Origin of the sequence: Adhaeribacter terrigena, from assembly GCF_016623615.1 — a bacterium.
Classification (GTDB): domain Bacteria; phylum Bacteroidota; class Bacteroidia; order Cytophagales; family Hymenobacteraceae; genus Adhaeribacter_A; species Adhaeribacter_A terrigena.
Genome location: NZ_JAEHFX010000004.1, coordinates 266,890 through 291,249 on the forward strand (window position 1 = coordinate 266,890; position 24,360 = coordinate 291,249).

The window sequence follows — 24,360 nt, forward strand, 5'->3', positions numbered from 1 at the left end:
TTTTATACAATTAATTCTTCCACACTTGCCGGCGCACCTTGCGGGTGCTTCTCCACATTTGCTAAACGATTTTTATTGCCGAAAATTTTATTTTTAAGCTTTTCATTTAGCAGATACATTACCGGAACAACCAATAATGTAAGGAAGGTTGCAAAAGCCAGACCAAAAATAATAGTCCAGGCCAGCGGACCCCAGAAAACAGCGCTGTTACCACCCACAAACATGTGCGGATCAAGTTCGCTGAACAAGGTAAAGAAGTTGATGTTCAGGCCAATAGCAAGAGGGATAAGTCCTAAAATAGCCGCGGTTGCTGTTAAGATCACCGGGTTCAGACGTGTTTTACCGCCCATTACAATAGCCTCCTTCAGTTCCATGCCCTGGCTGCGCAATACATCGGTAAATTCTACCAGCAGGATCCCGTTTTTCACCACAATACCCGCCAAGGCAATAATGCCTACGCCCGTCATTACCACCGAAATATTCATCCCGAAAATAGAGAAGCCCAAAAGCACCCCGATAATACTGAACAAAATTTCCGAAAGAATGATCAGCGGTTTGGAAACCGAGTTGAACTGCGTAACCAGGATCAAAAAGATCAAACCAAGCGACGTTAACAGGGCTACGCCCAGGAAATCGCCGGTTTCTTTCTGGTCTTCCTGCTCGCCGCCCATTTTAATTTCAAAGCCTTCCGGCGTATCGATCTTTTCCAGGGCTTTGCTGATGTTCCCCACCACTTCGTTCGCGTTATAACCTTCCAGCACGTTCGAACCAATGGTAATTACCCGTTTCAGGTTTTTCCGCTGAATACCCCCATAAGTAGTATTATATTCAATTTTTGCCACCGAAGAAATGGGCACCTGGCGCACCTGACCCGTATTCATATCGCGGAACGTAATGCTCATATCCATCAGCGCATCTATGTTTTTGCGGTATTTTTCCGCGTAACGCACCTGGATCGGGTATTCATCCTCGTCGCGCTTGAATTTGCTGGCTTCCGTACCGTAAATAGCCGTTCTGATCTCCGAACCAATTTGCGCGGTGCTCAAGCCTTCGCGGTTGGCGCGTACGCGGTCTATAGAAACGGTAAGTTCCGGGTTGCTGTCTTCCAGGTTCGAACGCAGATCTTCGATACCGGCAATCTGCAATGAATCTACGTAGCGCTCTACCTGGTTCGATAACTTGATCAGGCCCTGGTAATCTTCCCCGGAAACTTCAATGGAAATAGGTTTGCCCACCGGCGGACCGTTCTGTTCCTGTTCCACTACAATCTCCGCTCCCGGAATGCCTTTTACCGCATCGCGGATCTGGTTCAGGTACGTGCTGGTATTGGGGCCGGTGCGGTACTGGTATTCCTTGAACGCCACGCTCACTTTTCCTTTCTGCGATTCCGCCTGGAAAGAAGGGGAATTCGGATCGCCGGCACCAATGGCTACGTTCGAAATAATGGATTCCACGTCCGGGTTATCAGCGCCTACTACTTTTGTAACGCGTTGTTCCACGATTTTAGTAATGGAATCGGTCGTGGTTTGGTCGGTGCCTACGGGCAGCACAATGTAGGTGTAAATAAAGCTCGGGTCGCCTTTCGGGAAGAAATCTACTTTAGGCGAACGCACAACGGTAATCGCTATGGAAAGGAACAGTAAAACTACCATGCCTGCCATTACCATAATTGGTCGTTTGCCTACCAGCATCCAGCGCAGCACGCGTTCGTACCCGTTCATAAAAGCCGGCAGCACTTTCGTCTGGAAGCCGTTAATCCACTTCGTGAATACGTATTTATTCAGGGCAATGAACAGCATTACGAAAACCGTAAAGTTGGCCAAACCTATCCAGCCGGCCAGGTAGCAGATGCCTGCAAAAACCGCCAGGGCAATCATGGAGTAAAGGAAGACTTTGCGCGCTTTCGGAGAATTTTCCTCGCCTTCTTTTCCCATAAAACTCACCGCAAAAACCGGGTTCATTAAAAACGCCACGATCAGCGACGACATCAGGGTTAAGATCAGCGTGATCGGCAGGTAATACATGAACTTACCGATAATGCCCGGCCAGAAAAGCAAAGGCACGAACGGGGCCACGGTAGTGAGCGTACCGGCCAATACCGGCACAAACACTTCGCCGGCTGCCAGTTTCGCCGATTTTATAATGGGCAGGTGCATCTGGTGATGAATGCGGTGTGTGTTTTCAATTACCACAATGGCATCGTCCACCACAATTCCCAGGGCCAGCAGGAATGCAAACAACACGATCATGTTCATACTGAAGCCCATGGTTGGCATAATTAAGAAAGCCAGGAACATGGATAACGGTACCGAAAGCGCCACAAAAAGTGCGTTGGTGGTGCCCATAAAGAACATCAGGATCAGCGTTACCAGCACAAAACCGATAATAATGGTACCGATCAAATCGTTCAGCGTGTGGCGGGTTTCGTTACTCTGGTCGCCGGTAATGGTTACTTTCAGGTCTTTCGGGAACTGGGTTCCTTCCATTTCCTTTACAATAACGTTGATCTTATCCGACGCTTCGATCAGGTTTTCGCCGGAACGTTTTACCACGCTCAGGGTAATTACCGGTTTGTTATCGAGGCGGGCAAAGCTTTCGCGCTCTTTAAAACCATCTACCACTTCGGCAATTTCGCGCAAGGGAATGTTGCCGCCCGTAGCCGATTTAATTACGATGTTGCCAATTTCGTTCGGATCGGTGTACTGGCCCACTACGCGCACAGCCCGTTTCATTTCTCCTACCGGAATGGTACCGCCCGAAATGGTCATGTTTTCCATGGAAATGGCCTGGATCACGTCGCGGAAGGCAATTTTAGCAGCCTGCATCTTGTACATGTCCACGTTTACCTGCACTTCCTGATCCAGGGCGCCGATAATGTCTACCCGGGTAATTTCCGGCAGGGCTTCAATTTTATCCTGCAGGTCTTCGGCGTATTTCTTCAGGCGTTCAGCGCTGTAATTTCCCGAAAGGTTCACCGACATGATCGGGAATTCGGCAAAGTTGATCTCCCGCACGTCCGGCGCGTTCGGCATATCGGTCGGCAGGTCGGGTTTGGCTTTGTCTACAGCGTCTTTTACTTTCTGCTTCGCATCGGCCACGTCCACATCCGTGTTGAATTCCACGGTAATTAAGGAGAAATCCTGATTGGAAGAAGAGGTTACTTTTTTAACCCCGCTCTGCGATTTGATCTCCTTTTCGATGGGCCGCGTTACCAGGTTTTCCATATCCGACGGCGACGTGCCCGGGTAAACCGAAGCCACCATAATAGTTGGAATTACAATGTCCGGGAAGTTTTCTTTCTGGAGTTTATTGTAGGCGAAAATACCGGCCAGCGATATAATAACCGTCATGATATACACGGAGGTCTTATTATCGATGGCCCAGCTGGTTAGCCAGAACTCTTTTCCTTTATCTTTTTCTTGCATAACTTTTCTAATTAATAATGAATAATTAAGAATTAATCATGGGGTTTTCCGGAGTTTTTTGCTTCAAAAGCATAGCGTTTTGAAGCAGCGTTTTGGTGAATATTTTGCGTTTTGCTCCGGGTTTTGAGCCTCAGTTATCTGTTCAATAATTATTAATTATGAATTCTTAATTATTAATTAAAATGCCACCGGCTGGCCTTCGTTCAGATTCTGGTAGCCGGAGCTGATTACTTTATCGTTCTCCGAAACCCCGCTCAGCACTTCAATCTTATCTTTGTAGCTCTGGCCGGTAGTTACCGGGCGGCGTTTGGCAATTTTCTTTTCGCCCTGCTGTTCCACCACGTACACGTAGCTCGAAGTTTCGTCTTTCTGGATCAGGTTAACCGGCAGCACCATGGCGCTTTCCTGGCTGTAATCGTTGATCCGCACCACAGCGATCATGTTCGGATTCAGCTTAACATCCTGGGTGTTTTTTAAGCCTAGTTCAATGGTGAAAGCCCGGTTGTTAGGATTAATAGCTGTTCCTACCACCCGCACCGTGGCCGGTATTTCTTTGTTCAGATCCGGGAAGAAAACCACAGCTTCGTCGCCTTTTCTGATTTTAGCCGCATACGATTCTGAAATATCGGCCACGATCTTTGTGCCCGCAGGATTTACCACCCGGATAATGCCCACGCCTGGAGCCACCGCTTCGCCGCTTTTCGGTAAAACTTCATCTACCAAACCGCTGATCGGGGCTTTGATGTTGTATTGGTCGCGTTGTTCCTTCAGCGTAGCCAGTTTATTCTCTAAAGATTCTTTGTTGTTTTTGGCCGTTAAGTACTGAATTTCGGTGCCGATCTTCTGATCCCAGAGATTTTTCTGCTTATTAAATACCGTTCTGGCCAATTCTACGCTCGATTGCAGTTCAGCAATGCTCAGGTCTAAGACCGAGGCATCGATAGTGGCCAGCGTCTGACCTTTGGAAACGCGGTCGCCGCGGTTTACCCGCACACTGGTTAATACGCCCGGTACTTTGGCGCTCACCATTACGTTCTGATTGAAATCTACTTTGCCTTGTACTTCCAGGTAATGTTTAAAAGCCTGTGGTTTTACTTCCAGCACATTTACCGGAACCGGTTTTTCAGTTAACTCCGTGCCTTTGCCGGCAATTTTCAGTTCGCCCTCAAGGGTAGCAATTTTAGCTTCAATTTCGGCTTGTTCTTTTTTCAGTTGGTCCAGTTGGGCTGTTTTATCGCCGCCGCCGCTGTTGCAGGCCGAAAACGCTACGATTATTGCCAGCGAAAGTATGGTAATTGGTTTTTTCATTGTATAGGGAGTTGCGGTTTACTTTTTTAGTTACTTATGATAGCGTTTTTTGAATTACTTCTGACCCAGCGTACCCGTAGCTTTGTCAAGGTCAACTTTGGCGATCAGGGCATCGAATAGAGCCGCGTAATAGTTGGTTTGGGCTTCACGCAGGTCGGTTTCGGCGTTAATAATTTCTAAGTTAGAGCCAACCCCTTCCTGGAATTTAATTTTGGAAACGCGGGCAATATCTTCGGCTAACGCCATGGTCTGTTTCTGAGATTCTAACTGCTGCAAAGCATTGGTAAGATTGGCAGAAGAAGAATTAAGTTGCAGGTCTATGCTTTGCTCGGTAAGTTTTAAACCATGCTTGGCATTTTCCAGGCGAAGTTTTGCCTGTTGGGTTTGGTAATGTTTGCTCAGACCATCGAAAACCGGAATTTGTAAACCAAGACCTACATATCCGAAACTCAGCCAGTTATCTGGTTTCGTAACGGCGCTGAAAAGATTGTTGGCCATGTTGCCGCCATATCGGGCATTCAGCGCAAGTTTCGGGTAATACCCGGCTTTTATATTTCTTATATCCAGGGTAGCCAGATCACGTTGCGTTTCCAGAATAGAATATTCGATGCGGTTCGCATAGTTGAAATTTTCCACCTTTACCTTATTCAGATCTACTTCCACATTAGCCAGTTCGTCCGTTAAAGTAATTGGCTCCTTCTGGTTCATTCCCATCTGAAATTTCAGCAGCATCTCGCTTAATTCTATCAGACGGTCGGTTTTTTGCTGTTCAATATTCAGGTTATTGTAAGTTACTGTCAAGCGGTCCACGTCCAGTTTTTCAGCAAAACCATTCTTTTGCATCTGAATGGTTTGCTTTAATAAGGTATCGAGCCGGCTCAGGTTTGCGGTTAACAATTCACGGCGAGCCTGGCTTACCAGAACGGTGTAATATGCTTTAGAAACCTGTTCGGTTATCTCAATTTCGGTTTGCTGTAATTGTTTTTGGGATAATTGAGAAAAGGTGGAAGCCGCTTTTAAGCCGATCAGGTAAGAACCGTCGAATAATAATTGACTGGCCGAAATAGCTGCGGAGCCGGTATACTTTGGCGTAAATTCAACAGGAAGGAACTGACCTGCAGGGCCACCAAATATTTCGGCTGGTAAAAAGGTGCTCTGCGGAATAAAGTTATTGCCTACTTCTGCCCCGATATTTACCTGCGGCAAACCAAAAGAACGGATCTCACCGATCCTGGCATTTGCTATTTTGGTTTCGTTCTGGGCAATTTTTATGCGCTCCTGGTTTTGCAGGGCATAATCTATGGCCTGTTTCAGGCTGAAAGCCTGCGGTGCATTTTGGGCCCGGCCGGCCACGCTGGAGAAACCCAGCAAAGTCAGCAGAAATAATTTAAATATAGTTTTCATACAACTGCGGTTATTATTCTTCTTCGGTAACGTGTTTGTATTTATTGATCAGTTTGTGGCCTTTTAAAGTAGCAATTCCCAGCATGTAATGTTCCAGGCAGGCAACCTGCACTTGCTGGTGGTTAAATTTTTCCGGCGGAAAAGTGTCGTGGTTAAAAATGATCCCGATCTCGGCCAGCCGCAGCCGGGCCATGATCTCGATGTTCAGATCGGCACGGTAAAAGCCTTCCTGAATGCCGCGCTCCAGGTTATTCACAATTTTACAAAGCAGAAAAGTTGATTTAAGCTCCTCTACCAGTTGCCAGGCGTTCGGATGAAATTTCTGTAGATCGTAAATAACCGAAGGATGAATGCCGTTGAACATCTGGCGCACCATATCCATAGTATTAAATAATTCGTGCATGGCATTTACGGCATTGCCGGCAATTACTTCGCAGCTGTTGCGGGTGCGCTCCAGGTGGCTCCCGATGGCGGCAACCACAATGGCATCTTTGTTTTCGTACCATTTATAGATCGTTTTTTTCGAGATACCTAAGTGCTGGGCAATATCATCCATAGACACGCTACGGATGCCCTGGCGGCAAAAAAGCTGAAAGGAAGCCTCTGCTATTTTATCTTTTAACTCCATCCTTTTTCTATTCGGCTGCAAAACTATGGAAACGTTTTTTGTATCCAAAGTTTCCGGCCGGAATAATTTTGCTGCCGCGCCTTACCGGTTCAATTTCTATAAATAAGCCAGTTTAAATTCGGAAAATACTGTTTTAACCAACCATAGCGCGTAATTCAGCAGTAGTTTTCCGGCTTTGCAAACTTCTATATTGCGCATTCCTGATTCAACATTATTCCGATGAGTGGCAGAAATTGCCGGTTGAATGGCGTAAAAATTTTAAGCCTGCAGGAAGCTTCGGATGGGAAAACGGTAGGGTTTGCGCCCGAAAAAATGCTGAAGCAGCTGCAACGGTTGCGGTAGAATTAAAATCATTTCCAAATTCTCTCATTCACGCAATTTCAAATCTCCAAATTTCCAGATCTTCAAATCCTAAAATGAGTATCTTTGCAGCCTTATGAAAGAGAAGATTGAACAGGTAGCGCAGGATATCCGCGCTTTTGTAATAGAAGATACCGCGCAGCTCGAAGCATTCCGCATTGCGTATATGGGCCGCAAAGGCCACATTGCCGATCTTTTCGATGGCATGAAAACGGTACCGAATGAGGAGAAAAAACTCGTAGGCCAGCAACTGAACGGTTTAAAGCAACTGGCCCAGGAGCGTTTCGACGAAGCGCAGGAAAAACTGGCCGGTTCGCAGACTTCCGCCGCCAAACTGAATTTAGACTTTACCTTGCCGCCGGTACCCAATACGCTCGGCACGCGCCACCCGCTTTCGCTGGTGCGGGAAGAAATTATCCGCATTTTCGGCCGCATTGGGTTTAACGTTTCCGAAGGTCCTGAAATTGAAGACGACTGGCACAACTTTACGGCCCTGAATTTCCCGGAAAACCACCCGGCCCGCGAAATGCAGGATACCTTCTTTGTGCAGAAAAATCCGGATTTCCTCTTAAGAACGCATACCTCTACCGTGCAGGTGCGCATCATGGAAAACAACCAGCCGCCCATCCGTACGATTATGCCGGGCCGCGTGTTCCGCAACGAGGCCATATCGGCGCGGGCGCATTGCATGTTTCACCAGGTAGAAGGCATTTTTATTGACGAGAACGTAAGCTTTGCGGATCTGAAACAAACCATTTATCACTTCGCCAAAGAAATGTTCGGCGAAAAAACGCAGATCCGTTTCCGGCCGTCGTTTTTCCCGTTCACCGAACCCAGCGCTGAAGTAGATATTACCTGCTTGATTTGCAAAGGCGAAGGCTGCAACATTTGCAAGCATAGCGGTTGGGTAGAAATTGGCGGCTGTGGCATGATCGATCCGGCCGTGATGGAAAGCTCCAAAATAGATCCGGATAAGTATTCGGGTTTTGCGTTTGGCATGGGCATTGAGCGGATTACCATGCTCAAATACCAGATCAAGGATCTGCGCCTGTTCACCGAAAACGACGTGCGTTTCCTGAAGCAATTCGAAAGCGTGGTGTAGTTTTTCAGCAGAAAAGCATAGCGTTTTATACCAATTTTTTAACCTCACAGCGTTCCAGGACCTGTGAGGTTTTTTATTTCCGGAAATTCAGAAAAAAAGAAATCCGTATTTTCGCTGCCGTTTTCGCCTCAGCCATGATCAATTACAATCCCAAAGACTGGTTCATTTTCATATTCCGGGTAACCAAAGCCGATACCTTCCGGAAATTGCTGCCTTTAATGGTGGTGGTGAGCGTTTATGCCGGTGGCGTGGCTTACCTGGAAACCAATTTTCTGAAGCGTGAATACGCCGATCAGATCAAAAATATGGGCCTGATGCATACCGTGCTGGGTTTTGTAATTTCCCTGCTATTGGTTTTCCGGACGAATACGGCCTATGACCGCTGGTGGGAAGGACGCAAGATCTGGGGCAGTTTAACCAACAGCGCGCGCAACCTGGCTATAAAAATTCAGGCCTTTTTGCCCGAAGAAAACGACCGCCGGTTTTTCCGGCTCATGATCCCGAATTATGCTTTCGCCCTGAAAAATATGCTGCGCGAAAACGAAGATTTTCACGAGCTCGACCCGGTTTTAGACCTGAAACGCGGCCGGCATTTGCCCAACCAGCTGGCGGCCGCCATTTTTAAAAAAGTAAGCGACCTGCACCTGGAAAACAAAATATCGGCGGCGCAACTGCTGCTGCTCAACGAAGAAGTAAAAAGCCTGACGGATGTTTGCGGAGCCTGTGAACGCATAAAAAATACGCCCATTCCGTTCACTTACAGCGTTTTTATCAAGAAATTTATTTTTCTCTACGTCATGACCTTGCCGTTTGGCTGGGTCTTCAGTCTGGGTTATTTTATTATTCCGGTGGTGGTGCTCATCATGTATGCCCTGGCCAGTTTAGAACTTATTGCCGAAGAAATCGAAAACCCCTTCGGCACCGACGAAAACGATTTGCCCATCGATCAGATCTGCCACAACATCCGCAAACACGTAGGCGAATTGCTGACTTAAAACGGTATCCTTTTCGCATAAAAAACTAAAATCCTGAATATTTTCGCACAGCTCCGGTTAAAAAACAATAAGTTTGCAGGCAACCCAGGCCGGAGGTTTTCCGTGAACAGGCAAGCACTTTTTCTTACCAAATCCTTACCGTTGGGCCATGATCAGAAGCTTTTACCTCCAGAACGACGAGCTGCACTGGGAAAAAGACCCCGAAACCTTACAGCCCACAGCAGGCAAAAACACCATCTGGATCGATCTGCAGGCACCTTCCAACGAAGAATTGCTGCGCGTAGAGCACGAATTCGGCATTGAGTTTTTCACGCCCCAGGAAGCCGCCGAAATTGAAAGCAGTTCCCGTTATTTCGAAGACAGCACCGGTTTTGAGGCCAACTCCGCGTTTGTAGTGCTCGATAAAGGCAATTACGAAACCCGGCAGATATCTTTTATTCTCAAAGACGGCATTCTGTTTACCCTCCGCCGCACCGAAATGAAAGCATTTGCTGAAACGGTGCGCAAAATGAAAACTTTTAAAAGTACCACCACCAAAGCGATTCAGATCTGGCTGCTGCTGCTCGAAACCCAGATCGATTTCGACGCCGATTTTATCGAATTCCTGACCCGCACCACCAACGCCGTCAGTAAAAAGCTGGTAAAAGAGCAATCCATCGACGAAGAAGTGCTCATCCGCATTACCGAACTGCAGGAAAATACCATCCAGATCCGCGATAGTATTGTAGATAAACAGCGACTGGTATCTTCGCTGCTGCGTAGTTTTTCAGTGGAAGATCCTGAGAAAGACCGCCTCCGCATCATCATAAAAGATATTAATTCGCTGCTTCAGCACGCCCAGTTCAGTTTCGAAAGGCTGGAATACCTGCAGAATACCTTCCTGGGTTTAGTGAACATCGAACAAAACCAGGTTATTAAAATTTTTACGGTAGTAACGGTGGTTTTCATGCCGCCCACGCTCATTGCCAGCATTTACGGCATGAACTTTAAAGTAATGCCCGAACTGGAATGGATGGCCGGTTACCCTTTTGCGCTTATTTTAATGATCACGTCTTCCATGGGTTTCCTGTGGTATTTCAAACGGAAGAACTGGCTCTAAAACTCATAACCGATCACTTCATCATCGGTCATTCTGAGCCTGTCGAAGAAACTTATTGGTACTACAATGGAATTTTGAGCGAAGAGCGATAAATTCCTTACCGGTTCGGTACGCGTTAGTTCCCTCGGCTTCGCTCGGGATGACTGAATAAATTCTTAAGTTGACGGCATTGGGTCGCGACCTGTCCCTACATAATCACGCAAATCAAAAAAATCACAGTTCAGACGAAATCCTGGCAATCTTTTAAATCCTGAGAATCGTGTTCAGACAAAAATCCTGTTCCGTTTGCTGACAGTTGAACTAATGATTCAGGTTAATCTCTTTTACTTCGCCGGCTTTTAATTTGTAAAGGTTGCCGCGGATGTTGATGGTAATGTCGTTAGTCCAGTCGGGATCGGGGGCGATGATGAGTTTCTGTTGGGTTAGGCGCAACGAAAGCCAGTGGCCGAGGTATTTGAGGCGGAGTTCGAGGTAATAGATATTATCAGGTAATACCGGATTGAGTAACAATTCATTATTAAGCAGTTCCAGGCCCGTAAAGCAGCGTTGCACCAGATCTACCGAGCCCGACATGGCACCTAAATGAATGCCTTCGGAAGTGGTGCCGCCCTGTAGATCATCGATGTCGCTGAGGAGCGCGGTTTGGAAATTACTCCAGGAACGTTTGCGGTCGGCGCGCGCCAGCACCCAGGAATAAACAATTTTACTCAGCGTTGATCCGTGCGTGGTGCGTTGTTCATAATAAGCAATGTTGGCCGGAATATGTTCGGGCTTAAAATCGTAGCCTAACCGGTCGAAAATTCCGATGAGTTTTTCGGTGGAAAAAAGATAAAAGAGCATGAGCACATCGGCTTGTTTGCTGGCTTTAAAACGGTTTATATCCAGGCCTTCTTTTTCCAGAATGCGGTCCAGGCGCAGCATTTCGCCGCCGGTTTCGCGGTATTTGCAAATGTCCAGGTCTTCCAGCTTTTCGTAGCCTTCAAACTGACTGATAACCTGCTGCGATCCATCTATAAAAGGAATGAACATTTTCCGGCTGATCTGGTCCCAGCGTTCCAGTTCGGCATTGGAGATCTTCAGTTTTTCGTAAAGTTCGGTCTGGCGTTGCGCGCCGATAATGCCGGGCAATTGCAAGGACGTTTCCAGCACCCAAACGGCCATGATGTTGGTGTAAGCATTATTATTCAGGCCGGGTTCTTCGGAATCGGGGTAACGGGTGTGGTATTCGTCGGGACCTACTACGCCTTTAATTTCGAAGCGCTGTTTTTCTTCGTTCCAGCTTGCCAGGCTGGCCCAGAAAAGGGCAATTTCGAAGATCATTTCGGCACCGTACAGATTCAGGAATTCGATGTTGCCGGTGGTCTGAAAATAGTGCCAGACGTTGTAGGCCACTGCCGCATTGATGTGCCTTTGCAGATAGGTATCATCGGGCAGCCAGTTTCCGGATTTCGGGTTCAGGTGAATGACCTGGCTTTCTTCGCGGCCGTTGCTGCCGCTTTGCCACGGAAACATGGCGCCCCGGTAACCGGCCTGGCGGGCAGCGGCCCGGGCGCCGGGCAAACGCCGGTACCGGTACATGAGCAGCTCCCGGGCAAGTTCGGGCAAGCGCAGGTTCAGGAAGGAGAAAATGAATAATTCGTCCCAGAAAATATGACCGCGGTAGGCCTCGCCGTGCCAGCCCCGCGCCGGAATGCCCACGTCCAGATCGGCGGTGTGCAGCGAAACGGTTTGCAGCAAATGAAAAATGTGCAGCCGCAGGATCTGCTGGGTGCGATCGTTGGTTGCTACTACCAGGTCGCAGCGTTGCCAGAGTTGTTGCCAGGCCAGGCGGTGCGCTTCCAGCAGTTCAGAAAAAGTGGGTGATTGTTCCAGGGTCTTTCGGGCTTCGAACAAGGGTTCGGTAATGGCCATGTCGCGGGACGTGTACAGGGCTACAACTTTTTCGATCCGAATGGTTTTTTGTTTTTCGCAGGAAAGTGTCCACTGGTGCGCTACGTAATTCTCCTGCTGCACCAAGGTACTGACCGGCCACTCGGCGGGAAGCTCGGAATAGAACCGGGTGCGGGCCGCCTGCGCCATGCGGATCTTCGACTGGTTGGTTTGGGCTGCCAGGAAAATAACAGAGCTGTCTTTTTCTTCGCCGGTTTCGGTGATCTTGAGATGCTGGTTATTCAGGGCCTGGTAACGGGCTACGCCGGCGTTGCGCACGCTGCCATCCAAAGCCGACCGGATCTCGATGGGGCCGGACCAATTTTCGGGGGTTAATTCCCATTCCATAGCGGCCAGATGCGGTTGGGCCATGCTCACCAGGCGGGTAGTTTTCAGGGAAGTTTCCCTACCGTTTTTATCGCGAAAACGCAGCTGGCGCAAGAGCAGCCCGGTTTTAAGATCGAGTTCCTGTTTAAAATACACGATGCTAACCTGGGCCAGATCGAACCAGTTTTCGTTGGGGTGGCGGAATGTAAGGGGCAGCCAGTTGGGCCAGTTTACCAGGTCTTCGTTCTCGATTATCTTGCCAGCGATCTTGGATTGCAAACGGTTGTAGCCGCCAGCCAGGTAGGTGCCGGGGTAATGGACGTTGCCGGCAGCACTTTCTTCGGCAGCACCGCGGGTAGCAAAATAGCCGTTCCCGAGCGTGCAAAGGGCTTCGCGAAGGGATTCCTGAGCGGGCAGCCAGTTTTCATAGGTTATTTTCCAGTTCTCCATGCCGGCAGCGTTTTGGTTTGCTTGTTTTACTGCGACCCCGGGAATTGGGTTATCACCAGGCCGCCGCCGCTTTCCAGTAAGGCTTTTGCTTCGGAAGCATCTTTGCGGTTTACCCCTACTACCAAACCGAAATTCCCGGCTTTACCGGCCTGGACGCCGGCGCGGGCATCTTCGAAAACGGCGCAATTGGTTGGGGAAATATTTAATTCCCGGGCGGCTTCCAGGAAAATATCGGGTTCGGGTTTGCTTTTCAGGTTGCGTTCCTGGGAAATGTTGCCATCTATCCGGACGTCGAAGAGGTTTTCAATTTGGGCGGCCTGCAGCACCTGAAGGCAATTTTTACTGGCTGAAATGATGGCGGTCCGGAAATTTTCGGCGCGTTTTTGTTTGATCCAGGTAATGGTATCGGGGTAAATGGCTACGCCCTGGGTTTGGAGCAGCTGCTGGTAAAGTTCATTTTTATAGTTGGCCAAACCCCACACGCTGCGTTTTTCAAAAGTATCTTCGGGCTGGCCGGGCGGGAGTTCCAGGTTGCGGGCGAGCAAAAAATTCCGGATGCCATCGAGGCGGGAAATGCCGTCTAAATATCGCGGGTAATCGGTTTGGATGCTGAAGGGCGGCTGACTTTTCGGGCCGTTTTCTATACCGTTTTGCAGGAATTCGTCGAACATTTTTTTCCAGGCGGCGGCGTGCAGTTTAGCGGTTTGGGTTACCACGCCATCGAGGTCGAAAATAAGGGCTCGGATGTTTTTTTGCTGCAGCAGCTTGTTCAGGTTTGGGGCAGTTTTTGGGCTTGCAGGCATACCGTTTTTCTGAGAGTTTTCCTTCCGGCTTACTCTAAAAATCGGTTTGCGGTTCCTGGTGGAAGGCCTCAGTATTTCAGGCTAAAAGCATAGCGTTTTTTAAATATATTCAACTGACTATCAAACGGGTATACCTGGAATTTGAGGCTAAAATTTTAACGGCAAAAAATTAAACATTAATTATATAGCTGCCGTATGCCTGCATTGTGTCACATCTCTAAACCGAAATAAAATTATGGAACAATCAGTAAATGACCTGAAAAACAAAGCCGATAATTTCAACCCGCAGCAAAAAGAAGGACCGGTAGCTAAAGCTATTGAAGAATATACCGCCAAGTTGCCATCTGACCTGTTTTTATGGGCTGCTTTAGGCTCTATGGCGGTTTCGGCTACGTTAAAAATTATGAAAAAAGACGAAGAAGCTTTATTTGTAGGGCAGTGGCCGGCACCATTCCTGCTTTTGGGCTTGTATAATAAAATTGTGAAAGTGGAAGGCCACGACAAAACCGATAAAGGCGGCCGTCGTTAAGCTTTAAAACGCTTTTCTAACAGCAAAAAAGCTGCTTCGCAAAACTGTGGAGCAGCTTTTTTAATTTTTCGGGCTAAATGGATAGCGTTTTCTATCATTCGAATGCTGTCAATTCAACAATTTTATTGGGTCATCTTGAGCTTGTCGAGGGAACTAACGTATACCGATCCCGCACGTCAGTTCCTTGCAAACCTGATAGATAGGAATTTATCGGTCTTCGCTCAAAATTCCATTGTAGTACCAGTTAGTTTCTTCGACAGGCTCAGAATGACCTGATAATTTCCTATTGATTCTCTTAAGTTGACTGGATAGGGACGAGACCTGTCCGCACGGTATCGGATCAATTCGTTATCTGAATCAGAATTTATATGTAGAGCGGCTTTCACGTTATCAGATTTCACGCATATCGCCAGCGCGGCATATCCTGAAAATCATGATTTCCGAAAACCTTAACTGAAAGAAAACCAGCTACAAAGGAAACAGGTGCCAGTTTTTTACGTGCGCGGCCTCCTATTCATACGGTGCCGCAGGCAGGCCGATAGACCAGTTTGAATAGAAGACGCGCGCGCAGAAATCGAAGATTCAGCGGAGCTAAACGAAGCCGCCCGGCTTGAGGGAGAAAGTTAATTTGAAAGTTAAAAGCTAAAAGTTAGCAAAGAAGTCAATTTGAAAAAGAAAAGCAAAAGTCCTCCCCTGAATTAGAGGAGGATTTAGGTGGGGTAAAACGGTATCCTTTCAAACCAAAAAACTCAATAGTAAACTTTCAGCCATCCGGATGAGATTTCTCCACACGTCGAGATGACGCAAAAAAACGGTATGCTTTCCACCTCCAAAACTCCTTCCCGAACTAAATCCCCCGTTTCTGCTGTTTGCCTCCTGATTCCCGCTTCAAAGCCACAACACAAAACTGCGGCAAAAGGGGAAATTAAATAGTATCTTTGCGCGCTTATTTTATAAAATCATGATCTCAGTAGACGGTGTAACGGTTGAATTTAACGGTTCGGCCCTTTTCAGCAACATAGCTTTTAACATTAACGAAACCGACCGCATTGCCCTGATGGGGAAGAACGGCGCCGGAAAATCGACTTTGCTCAAAATTATTGCCGGCGCCAGCAAACCTACGCGCGGTAAAATTTCAGCGCCCAAAGATGCCGTAATTGCCTACCTGCCCCAGCATTTGCTTACCGACGATAATTGCACCGTTTTTGAAGAAGCAAGTAAAGCGTTTGCCAAAGTGCTGGACATGAAAAAGCGCATGGACGAACTGAACGCCCAGCTCGAAACCCGCACTGATTACGATTCCGACGATTATTACAAACTGATCGAAGAAGTATCGGAATTAGGCGAAAAATATTATTCCATCGAAGAAATTAACTACGACGCCGAGGTAGAAAAAACGCTGAAAGGCTTAGGCTTTATGCGCGAAGATTTCAACCGCCCGACCACCGAATTTTCCGGCGGCTGGCGCATGCGCATCGAGCTGGCTAAAATTTTGCTTCAGAAACCAGACCTGATCCTGCTCGATGAGCCAACCAACCATCTCGACATCGAATCCATTCAGTGGCTTGAAGATTTCCTAGTAAACAACGCCAAAGCCGTGATCGTGATTTCCCACGATAAAGCCTTCGTAGACAACATTACCAACCGCACCATAGAAGTAACCATGGGCCGGATCTACGATTACAAAGTGAATTACTCGCAATATCTGCAACTCCGCAAAGAGCGCCGCGAACAGCAGCAAAAACAATACGACGACCAGCAGAAAGAAATTGCCGACATTCAGCAGTTCATCGACCGCTTTAAAGGCACGTATTCCAAAACGCTGCAGGTGCAAAGCCGCGTGAAAATGCTCGAGAAAATGGAGCTGATCGAGGTAGATGAAGTAGATACTTCGGCCTTAAGTTTGAAATTCCCGCCGGCGCCACGCTCCGGAAATTACCCGGTTATTGCCGAAGAATTAGGCAAAACCTACGGCAACCACACGGTTTTCAAAGATGCTTCGCTTACCATTGAACGCGGCGAAAAAATTGCATTGGTCGGTAAAAACGGCGAAGGTAAATCTACGTTCGTGAAAGCCATTATGAACGAGATCGATTACGACGGAAAACTGACCTTGGGCCATAACGCCATGATCGGGTATTTTGCCCAGGATCAGGCGGCAAAACTCGACGGCGAACTGACCGTTTTCCAGACCATCGATCAGATAGCCGTAGGAGAGGTGCGGACCAAGATCAAAGATATTCTGGGTGCGTTTATGTTCAGCGGCGATACCGTAGAAAAGAAAGTAAAAATGCTATCGGGCGGGGAAAGAACGCGTCTGGCCATGATCAAATTGCTGCTGCAACCGGTTAACCTGCTGATTCTCGATGAGCCAACGAACCACCTCGACATCAAAACGAAAGACATTCTGAAAGATGCCCTCAAAGCCTTCGACGGCACCTTGATCCTGGTTTCCCACGACCGTGATTTCCTGGATGGCCTGGCTGAAAAAGTATTCGAGTTCGGTAACAAGCGCATCCGCGAGCACTTCGAAGACATCAACGGATTCCTGCGGAACAAAAAAATGGATAACCTGCGCGAAATTGAAAGAACGGTAGTTAAATAAGCGCCAAAAGTATAAGCAGTTTTTTTAATAAGTGAATTGCTCCTGAAATAAATAAAAAGCCGCTCTGATTAATTCGGAGCGGCTTTTTTTATTGATGAGTAAAATTTATTGTTCTCCAGCGGGCGGTGGCGTTGAATGCTCTACTTTTTTCTCTTCCGGGAAATCGAAGTTGAAACTTATACTGGCCAGTAAGGTGTGGTTGTATTCAAACCGGAAACCGTTGCGCTGCGCCACGATCTGGTTCAGGTAACCCAATTCAAACGCCAGGGCTTTGGAATAACGGTACCCTAAAACTGCCGAAGCCCGGTTCTGATCGAAGATATTATTCCCAACTTTTTTCCCGAAGTTGATAAAGAATTCATTGGCCGCAGCAACGTAAAATTCACCATCGTCTATGGTTTTGCCCTTAAACGGATGCGCTGCCCGCACATGATACCGGAAACGGTTGGTGTAAATGAAAGCTTCGGTTCCCGCCAGTCTTATAAACCGTTGCTCCAGGCGGTAACGATGCTGAAAGCTCACCGAGCTTACGTTGCCTTTAAAGAAAAATTGCTGGTAGCTGCGGTGCTCCGGAAACTGCTCGGAAGCCGGAAATTCGCCGTACGGGTAGGTATGAACATAAGCATAACCCAGGGTGAGCATAATGTTTTTGCTAATGTTGTAATTCACGCCAAAACGCGGCATAAACTGCATGGGGTGCTTGTAGAGCTGGTAGCGCCGCAATACAAATTCCGTATGCACTCCCCATTTCTCTGATAAATTATGATCGCCGCTGTAACTCAGCCAGCCATTAATGTTATGATCCTGCACGCGCGGAGGAATTCCCTGGGCCTGACTTTTTTGGCTTAAAAGCATACCGTTTATTATCAAGATCAGGAACGAAAAAAGCCGTTTAGGCTGGTAAATAAAATGAAACATAAGCAACAGGCAGGCTTGTAATTAGATCTTGAAAACTTCCGGTAATTAAAACGTATCGGAGGCATAAAAGTAAAGCAGCATTATTAAAATGGGATTAAAAGTTTAAAAATGCTTCCCATTTCTTTCCGGTTTTGCCGTATAGGTTTGGCAAAAGTTTATTGAACTTCTATATATAAACCGGAAAATATGTTTTCAGAAAATTGTCCTGTTCCTATCCCGGAATCTCCTTTTTCAGCCCCAGATTTTAAGTTTCGGGTTGAAAGAAAATGCAATCTCAAAGCAGTTTTTTGGCTCTTTTCCCTACCGTTTTTTTTCGCAGTTTCCGCTTCGGCGCAAACCCTGAACCTGAAGGAGGCTTTAGAAACCGGTGCCGCCAATTACCCTGCCATCAAAGCCCGCCAGGCCGACGTAAAAAGCGCCGGCAAGAAAGTAAGTTCCGCCCGCGCCGCCTACATTCCTGATCTGAACGTGCAGCACCAGTACACTTTTGGCACCGGCAACAACGTAGTAGGACCCTATTATGCCAACAACGGAACTACCATCAACCCCTCGGGCGGCGACCGTGAAGAAAATATTTACCAGGGCGCATTCGGTTCGTTGTCTACCGCTTTGCTGGAGTGGGATGTGTTTAGTTTCGGGAAAGTGAAAGCGAATATAGATGCTGCGAAAGCCGAGGAGAAAACCGTGGAAATGGCCTACGAGAACGAGCTTTTTCAGCACCAGATCCGCATTGCCGACGCGTATTTGCTTTTGCTCACCAACCAGCGCTTAAAAGAAACCCAACGCCAGAATTTACTGCGCGCCGAAGCCTTTAAAAAGGCCATCACGGCTGCCACATTATCAGGTTTGCGGGCTGGCGTAGATAGTTCGCTGGCCAACGCCGAACTGGCTAAAGCGCGCATTCAGTTGCTGGAAGCTGAAAAGAACGAACGGTCGCAGCTTTACAAACTGGCCGAACTTACCGGCGAAGTAAAAGAGCTGAACATCGATTCCATGGCTTTTTTCAGCCGCCTGCCCAACCCGCAAAGCCACCTGCACGACGACATTACCCAAACACCCTTGCTGCGGCTCTACAGCGCCCAAACCGAACTAAGCCGCCGGCGCGCCACCGCCATTAAACGCCGGTTTTACCCCACGTTTACCTTAATGGGAGCCACCTGGGCCCGGGGTTCGGGTATTTCGAACAAGACCGGCGAATACCGCACCGATTTTGCCAGCGGCACGCAATACCAGGTTTACAATTACATGGTTGGCGCGGCCGTGCGCTGGAATATCACCGATTTTTTCCAGGTCCGCAACGATTTTCAGGCCGAGAATTTCCAGCGCCAGCGCCACGAATATTTGTACCAGGAACAACAACTTAAACTAAGCCGCCAACTGAAAGAATCGGATATGCAATTCCAGCTTTCTATGGAACAGGCGAAAGTGGCGCCCTTGCAGTTACAAGCCGCGCAGGCCGGTTTCCGGCAGGCCCAATCGCGCTACGAAAGCGGCCTTACCGATCTGCCCACGTTCACGCAAAGTTTAGTAACCCTGAACCGCGCCGAAACCGACCGCTATATTGCCTACATCAATGCCTGGCGTTCACTTTTGCTGGAGGCAGCCAGTACCGGCGACCTTTCCATCTTCCTGAACCAGGTTCAATAATTTTTCAGCTTAAAAAACGCTATGTTTCAGATCATAAAAAGTGCCTTGCGCAAGCCGATCTCCGTGCTGGTAGCCGTACTGGGCATTGTTTTCTTTTCCGTGCTTTCCCTCTTCCGCATTCCGGTAGATATTTTCCCGAGCCTGGATCTGCCCCGCATTTTCATTGTGCAAACGTACGGCGGGATGGCTGCCGATGAAATGGATGCCTTTGTGGCCACCAAGTACCGCGACCACTTTTTGTACGTTTCCGGCATCAAGAACGTGGATATCAAAACCATTCAGGGCTTGTGTTTGATGCGCTTGGACTTTTACCCGGGAACCGATATGGCGCAGGCTGCCAGTGAAGTTGCGAACAACGTGAACCGCGCCAAAGCGTACATGCCCGAAGGGATGCAGCCGCCGCAGGTTATCCGTTTCGATGTAAGTTCGGTGCCGGTAGGTCAGCTGGTATTTCAAAGTAAAACGCGGAGTTTGGCAGAATTGCAGGAAATGGCTTCTTCGCGTATCCGGCCCATGTTCTCGCAGATCGAAGGTTCGTCCAGTCCGCCGCCGTTTGGGGGTAACCAGCGTTCCATCGTGATCAAGATCGATCCGAAACTGGTGCGCAGCTACAAACTCACGCCCGACGAAATCATTCAGGCCATCATCGCGAACAACCAGCCGTCACCGGCCGGTAACATTCGCCTCGGTGACCAGGCCGTCATGACGCCGGTAAATGCCTTAATTGATAAACCCGAAGACTTCCTGAACATTCCGATCCGGACCGGTTCGGGCCCAACGGTTTTTGTGCGCGACGTAGGAACCGTGGAAGATGCCGCCGATATTACCGTAAGTTACGCATTGGTAAACGGCCGCCGCGCGGTGTACATTCCGGTGGTAAAAAAATCCGATGCGTCTACGTTAGACGTGGTAGATGCCGTGAAAAAAGAGCTCCCGAAATTCCAGAGCGCGCTGCCCGACGACGTGAAAATTTCCTACGAATTCGACCAGAGTACCTACGTAACGAATGCGTTGAAAAGTCTCGTGATAGAAGGTGCTTTGGGTGCGATCCTGACGGGTTTAATGGTACTGCTTTTCCTGCGTGACTGGCGTTCCGTAATTATTGTAGTGTTGACTATTCCGATCTCGTTATTGTCGGCGGTAATTCTGCTCAATTTGTTTGGGCAAACCATCAACATCATGACGCTTTCCGGCTTGGCCTTGGCGATTGGTATTCTCGTCGATCAGGCCACGGTAACCATCGAAAATATTCACCAGCATTTGGAGATGGGGAAACCGAAAGTAATTGCCATCCGCGATGCGTGTAAGGAAATTGTGTTCCCGGAATTCCTGATCTTAATTTCCGTACTGGCCGTTTTTGCGCCTTCGTTTATCATGTCGGGCGTACCGAAATCGATGTTCCTGCCACTTTCACTAGCCGTTGGTTTTGCCATGATCGCTTCGTTTTTGCTCTCACAAACGTTCGTTCCGGTTTTAGCCAACTGGCTGCTGAAAGATCATAAACACGATGCAGGGCATGATGCAAAAACGGTAGGGAATTCAGCTGAAAAAGTCGAAACGAATCCGGAAAGATTGTTGCCAGCTCCGGGTGAAACTACGGAAATAATTTCCGGAAAAACGCTAGGGATTTCAGAAGAAAAAGTCGCGGGAACGCATTACCAGGCTAATGAAAAAACACCAGGCAAAAATGGCGAAAAACCGCTTTTCGATCGCTTCAAAGATAAGTACGAACGCGTGCTTACCAACGTAGCCAACCGCGCCAAGTTCTGGACCACGGCTTATCTGGTGGCTGCTTTCGCCTTAATTGGAGTCAGCTTTTTCCTGATCGGAACGGATATTCTGCCGCGCGCTAACTCCCGGCAGTTTCAGGTGCGCATTAAAGCTCCGGACGGCACCCGCGTGGAGCGCACCGAACAGGCTACCCTGAAAGTGCTGCAAGCCATCGAAAAAGAAGTGGGCAAAGAGAACGTGGAAATCTCTTCGGCCTTCGTGGGTAACGTGCCTTCCAGCTACGGTACTTCCAACATTTTCGTGTTCAACAGCGGTCCGCACGAAGCCGTGATGCAGGTTGCCGTAGCCAAAGCTGCCAACGTGGAAATGGATGTGTTAAAGGAAAAACTCCGCGCCAGTATAAAGAAAAACGCGCCGGAACTGGCCATTTCTTTCGAGCCGATGGAGCTGGTAGATAAAATCATGAGCCTTGGCTCGAATACCCCGGTGGAAGTAAGCATCGGTGCCCGCGATATAAAGGAAGCTGCCAGATTTGCTAAAAAAATAAAGGCGGAAATGGAAAAGATAACCTACCTCCGCGACGTGCAGATTGCCCAGCCCTTGAATTACCCGGTGCTGAACGTAGAAATAGACCGCGAACGCGCCGGCCAGTTGGGCGTAACGTCCACGCAGGTGGCGCAAAGCATGGTGGCTGCTACCTCTTCGAGCCGGTTTACGGATAAAAACATCTGGCTCGACCGCGAAAAAGGGTTGGGTTACCAGGTGCAGGTACAGATCCCAATCAACCAGATGACGAACGAAGAAGACCTGGGCGCCATTCCGTTGCAGAAAGAAGCCCTGAACCCGGTTTTATCCGATGTCGCCACGTTTCACCGCGATGAAGCACCCGCGCAATATGACCGTTCCGGCGCCAATTTGCTGGTAACCGTCAGCGCCAATTTACACGATACCGATTTGGGAAAAGCCAGCAAGGAAGTACAGGAAGCCATTAAACGCGCCGGTGATCCGCCTAAAGGTGTAACCGTAGAACTGCGCGGCCAGGCTCCCTTGCTCGACGAAACGCTGAGCAGTTTGCAAAGCGGCTTGCTCGTAGCCATCGCGGTGATCTTCCTCATTCTAACGGCCAATTTCCAGAGTTTCCGGCTTTCGTTGCTCATTCTGGCTACTGTTCCGGCGGTAGTGGCGGGTTCCTTGCTGCTTTTATTGTTGTTCGGGGCTACGCTTAATTTGCAGTCGTACATGGGCCTGATCATGAGCGTGGGAGTTTCGGTAGCAAATGCCATTCTGTTGGTTACCAAAGCCGAAAGTTTACGTCTGGAAATGAAAGATGCCCGCAAAGCCGCCATTGCTGCTGCCTTAAACCGGGTACGCCCGATCTTAATGACCAGTATTGCCATGATCGCGGGAATGGTGCCGATGGCTTCGGGCTTTGGTGAAGGCGGCGATCAGATCGCGCCGCTGGGCCAGGCCGTAATTGGCGGATTATTAGTTTCAGCGTTTGCGTCTTTGCTGATCTTGCCAGCCATTTTCACGCTGTTGCAAAAGAACGCGTCGCTGGAATCGGTGTCGTTAGATCCTTCCGATCCGGAAAGTAAATATTATGAGCATTCAAATCTTCAAAAAGCATGAGAATTTACCAATATAGTTTCTTACCCCTGATCATTTGCGGATTGTATGCCTGCGGCCCCAAGGAAAAGCCTGCCCAGGAAAAACCGCAGGACGAAACGCCAACCGTAAAAGTTACGGAAGTGCAAAGCCTGCAGCCCAACAAACCCATTGTAATTCCGGGCGAATTACACCCTTTAAACAAAGTGGCGATCTTCGCCAAAGTAAAAGGTTTTGTACGCGAGGTGAAAGTAGACCGCGGCAGCGTGGTAAAAAAAGGACAAGTGCTGGCCATTTTAGATGCGCCTGAAACCGGTGCCGATTTTGCGCAGGCCCAGGGCATGGTGCGCGCCGCCGAAGGAGCTTTAACCGAAGCCAAAGCCCGCGCCTACGCCTCCAAACAGAATTACCTGCGCCTGCTCAAAGCCAACGAAATTGCCGGTTCCGTAGCGCCCGTAGAACTCGATAAAGCCGAAGCCAACATGAAAGCCGACAGCGCCGCGCGGGTAAACGCCGAAGGAAATCTGAAAGCCGCCCGTTCGGTGTTCAGTTCCAAAGCTGAAATGGTGAATTATTTAACCATTACGGCACCTTTTTCCGGCACCATCACCGAACGGCACATCAGTCCGGGAGCCTTGGTGGGCGGCTCGGGCAGCGAAGCATTATTCCAGCTGGAAGACCAATCTACGTTGCGGTTAACCATTGCTATTCCGGAGAAATACACCAATATCGTGAACCGCGATACGTCGGTTACTTTCTCGGTGAATGCTATTCCAAACAAGGAATTTGCCGCGCCATTTAGCCGCAGCTCGGGCAGCGTGGACGATAAAAACCGCGTCATGCTTACCGAATTTGATGTGCCCAACCCGACCGGCGAATTAAAAGCCGGCATGTATGCCGAAGTGAAACTGCCCTTGGTGCGGAAGGAAAAAACCTTGTTCGTGCCGGTCAGCAGCGTGGTTAATTCCGACGAAAAAATATTCGTGATCAAGACCGTGGGCAATAAAGCGCAGTGGGTAACCATAGAAAAAGGCATGGCTATCGATACGCTGGTGGAAGTTTTCGGGGATGTGAAGCAAGGCGACAAAGTGGTGCTTAGAGCCTCCGAAGAACTACGGGACGGCGAGCCGATCAAAGTCCGGTAGTAAGATCAGCGGGTAGTTTTTCCGCGCGGAACCCTACCGTTTTTTCTGTAAAATTTCCTGATTCCTTTGCCAAACCACTGCCGGGAAGGCAGCTTTACTTGCAGGCCAGGCACCGGTTCAGAAAAATGCTAGGGTTTATGCCCGAGAAAGTAAAAAGCCGTTCCGGAATTTTCCGGAACGGCTTTTTTTATGGATGGCAGTTTTAGGATATAAATTCTGGTAGCATAGGTGCCGGAGTACGGAAACGGTAGCCTTTTGAAATGCAAAACCCAGGCTCTGTCCGAAGTTTTAAAGCTACAGGCAAAGCAGGCTGTTAATATAGCGAGGCGTGAAATGGTTGTTAAGCAGCG

General features: G+C 48.6%; 16 protein-coding genes. 9 read left to right on the plus strand and 7 right to left on the minus strand.

The window, feature by feature from the left end; translation table 11 throughout:
* Positions 1-2: 2 nt before the first annotated feature.
* The 4 genes from I5M27_RS10165 to I5M27_RS10180 form a co-directional block, all read right to left on the minus strand.
* Positions 3-3,425, minus strand: a complete 3,423-nt coding sequence (locus I5M27_RS10165) for an efflux RND transporter permease subunit (protein WP_200506098.1) — start codon at positions 3,423-3,425, stop codon at positions 3-5.
* Between the two features lie 177 nt (positions 3,426-3,602).
* Positions 3,603-4,733, minus strand: a complete 1,131-nt coding sequence (locus I5M27_RS10170) for an efflux RND transporter periplasmic adaptor subunit (protein WP_200506099.1) — start codon at positions 4,731-4,733, stop codon at positions 3,603-3,605.
* 54 nt (positions 4,734-4,787) lie between these two features.
* Positions 4,788-6,137 carry a TolC family protein gene (locus I5M27_RS10175; RefSeq protein WP_200506100.1) on the minus strand — a complete coding sequence of 450 codons (1,350 nt, stop codon included), beginning with the start codon at positions 6,135-6,137 and terminating at the stop codon, positions 4,788-4,790.
* Positions 6,138-6,150: 13 nt separating this feature from the next.
* Positions 6,151-6,765 (minus strand): TetR/AcrR family transcriptional regulator, encoded by a 615-nt coding sequence (locus tag I5M27_RS10180; RefSeq protein WP_200506101.1) that lies wholly within the window; start codon positions 6,763-6,765, stop codon positions 6,151-6,153.
* Between the two features lie 219 nt (positions 6,766-6,984).
* On the opposite strand from I5M27_RS10180, the gene I5M27_RS18720 reads away from it, so the two are divergent.
* The 4 genes from I5M27_RS18720 (at position 6,985) to corA (ending at position 10,321) form a co-directional block, all read left to right on the plus strand.
* The gene (locus I5M27_RS18720; RefSeq protein ID WP_262896448.1) at positions 6,985-7,107 is read left to right on the plus strand and encodes a hypothetical protein; all 123 of its coding nucleotides are present in this window, start codon (positions 6,985-6,987) and stop codon (positions 7,105-7,107) included.
* 94 nt (positions 7,108-7,201) lie between these two features.
* Positions 7,202-8,227 carry a phenylalanine--tRNA ligase subunit alpha gene (gene pheS, locus I5M27_RS10185; protein ID WP_200506102.1) on the plus strand — a complete coding sequence of 342 codons (1,026 nt, stop codon included), beginning with the start codon at positions 7,202-7,204 and terminating at the stop codon, positions 8,225-8,227.
* A 134-nt stretch (positions 8,228-8,361) separates the two neighbouring features.
* Positions 8,362-9,222 carry a bestrophin family protein gene (locus I5M27_RS10190; RefSeq protein WP_200506103.1) on the plus strand — a complete coding sequence of 287 codons (861 nt, stop codon included), beginning with the start codon at positions 8,362-8,364 and terminating at the stop codon, positions 9,220-9,222.
* A gap of 148 nt (positions 9,223-9,370) precedes the next feature.
* A complete protein-coding gene (gene corA / locus I5M27_RS10195; protein WP_200506104.1) occupies positions 9,371-10,321 on the plus strand; it encodes a magnesium/cobalt transporter CorA in 951 nt (316 codons plus the stop codon).
* 300 nt (positions 10,322-10,621) lie between these two features.
* Here corA and I5M27_RS10200 read toward each other — a convergent pair whose 3' ends face one another.
* Both I5M27_RS10200 and I5M27_RS10205 read right to left on the minus strand, forming a co-directional pair.
* A complete protein-coding gene (locus I5M27_RS10200; protein ID WP_200506105.1) occupies positions 10,622-13,027 on the minus strand; it encodes a glycoside hydrolase family 65 protein in 2,406 nt (801 codons plus the stop codon).
* Positions 13,028-13,053: 26 nt separating this feature from the next.
* Positions 13,054-13,830 carry a beta-phosphoglucomutase family hydrolase gene (locus I5M27_RS10205; protein WP_200506106.1) on the minus strand — a complete coding sequence of 259 codons (777 nt, stop codon included), beginning with the start codon at positions 13,828-13,830 and terminating at the stop codon, positions 13,054-13,056.
* Between the two features lie 235 nt (positions 13,831-14,065).
* Here I5M27_RS10205 and I5M27_RS10210 point away from each other — a divergent pair, with 235 nt between their 5' ends.
* Positions 14,066-14,359: a hypothetical protein gene (locus I5M27_RS10210; RefSeq protein WP_200506107.1), complete on the plus strand. Its 294-nt coding sequence runs from the start codon at positions 14,066-14,068 to the stop codon at positions 14,357-14,359.
* A 961-nt stretch (positions 14,360-15,320) separates the two neighbouring features.
* Positions 15,321-16,964 carry an ABC-F family ATP-binding cassette domain-containing protein gene (locus I5M27_RS10215; RefSeq protein ID WP_200506108.1) on the plus strand — a complete coding sequence of 548 codons (1,644 nt, stop codon included), beginning with the start codon at positions 15,321-15,323 and terminating at the stop codon, positions 16,962-16,964.
* Positions 16,965-17,069: 105 nt separating this feature from the next.
* On the opposite strand, the gene I5M27_RS10220 is transcribed toward I5M27_RS10215, so the two are convergent.
* The gene (locus I5M27_RS10220; RefSeq protein WP_200506109.1) at positions 17,070-17,819 is read right to left on the minus strand and encodes a DUF2490 domain-containing protein; all 750 of its coding nucleotides are present in this window, start codon (positions 17,817-17,819) and stop codon (positions 17,070-17,072) included.
* A gap of 249 nt (positions 17,820-18,068) precedes the next feature.
* On the opposite strand from I5M27_RS10220, the gene I5M27_RS10225 reads away from it, so the two are divergent.
* Genes I5M27_RS10225 through I5M27_RS10235 form a run of 3 tightly spaced genes read left to right on the plus strand, consistent with a single transcriptional unit; the run spans position 18,069 to position 24,010 of the window.
* A complete protein-coding gene (locus I5M27_RS10225) occupies positions 18,069-19,529 on the plus strand; it encodes a TolC family protein (protein WP_200506110.1) in 1,461 nt (486 codons plus the stop codon).
* Between the two features lie 21 nt (positions 19,530-19,550).
* Positions 19,551-22,889, plus strand: a complete 3,339-nt coding sequence (locus I5M27_RS10230) for an efflux RND transporter permease subunit (protein WP_200506111.1) — start codon at positions 19,551-19,553, stop codon at positions 22,887-22,889.
* On the plus strand, positions 22,886-24,010 hold the full coding sequence (locus I5M27_RS10235; protein ID WP_200506112.1) for an efflux RND transporter periplasmic adaptor subunit: 1,125 nt from the start codon (positions 22,886-22,888) through the stop codon (positions 24,008-24,010). The genes I5M27_RS10230 and I5M27_RS10235 overlap by 4 nt, the downstream gene beginning before the upstream one ends.
* Positions 24,011-24,360 lie beyond the last annotated feature (350 nt).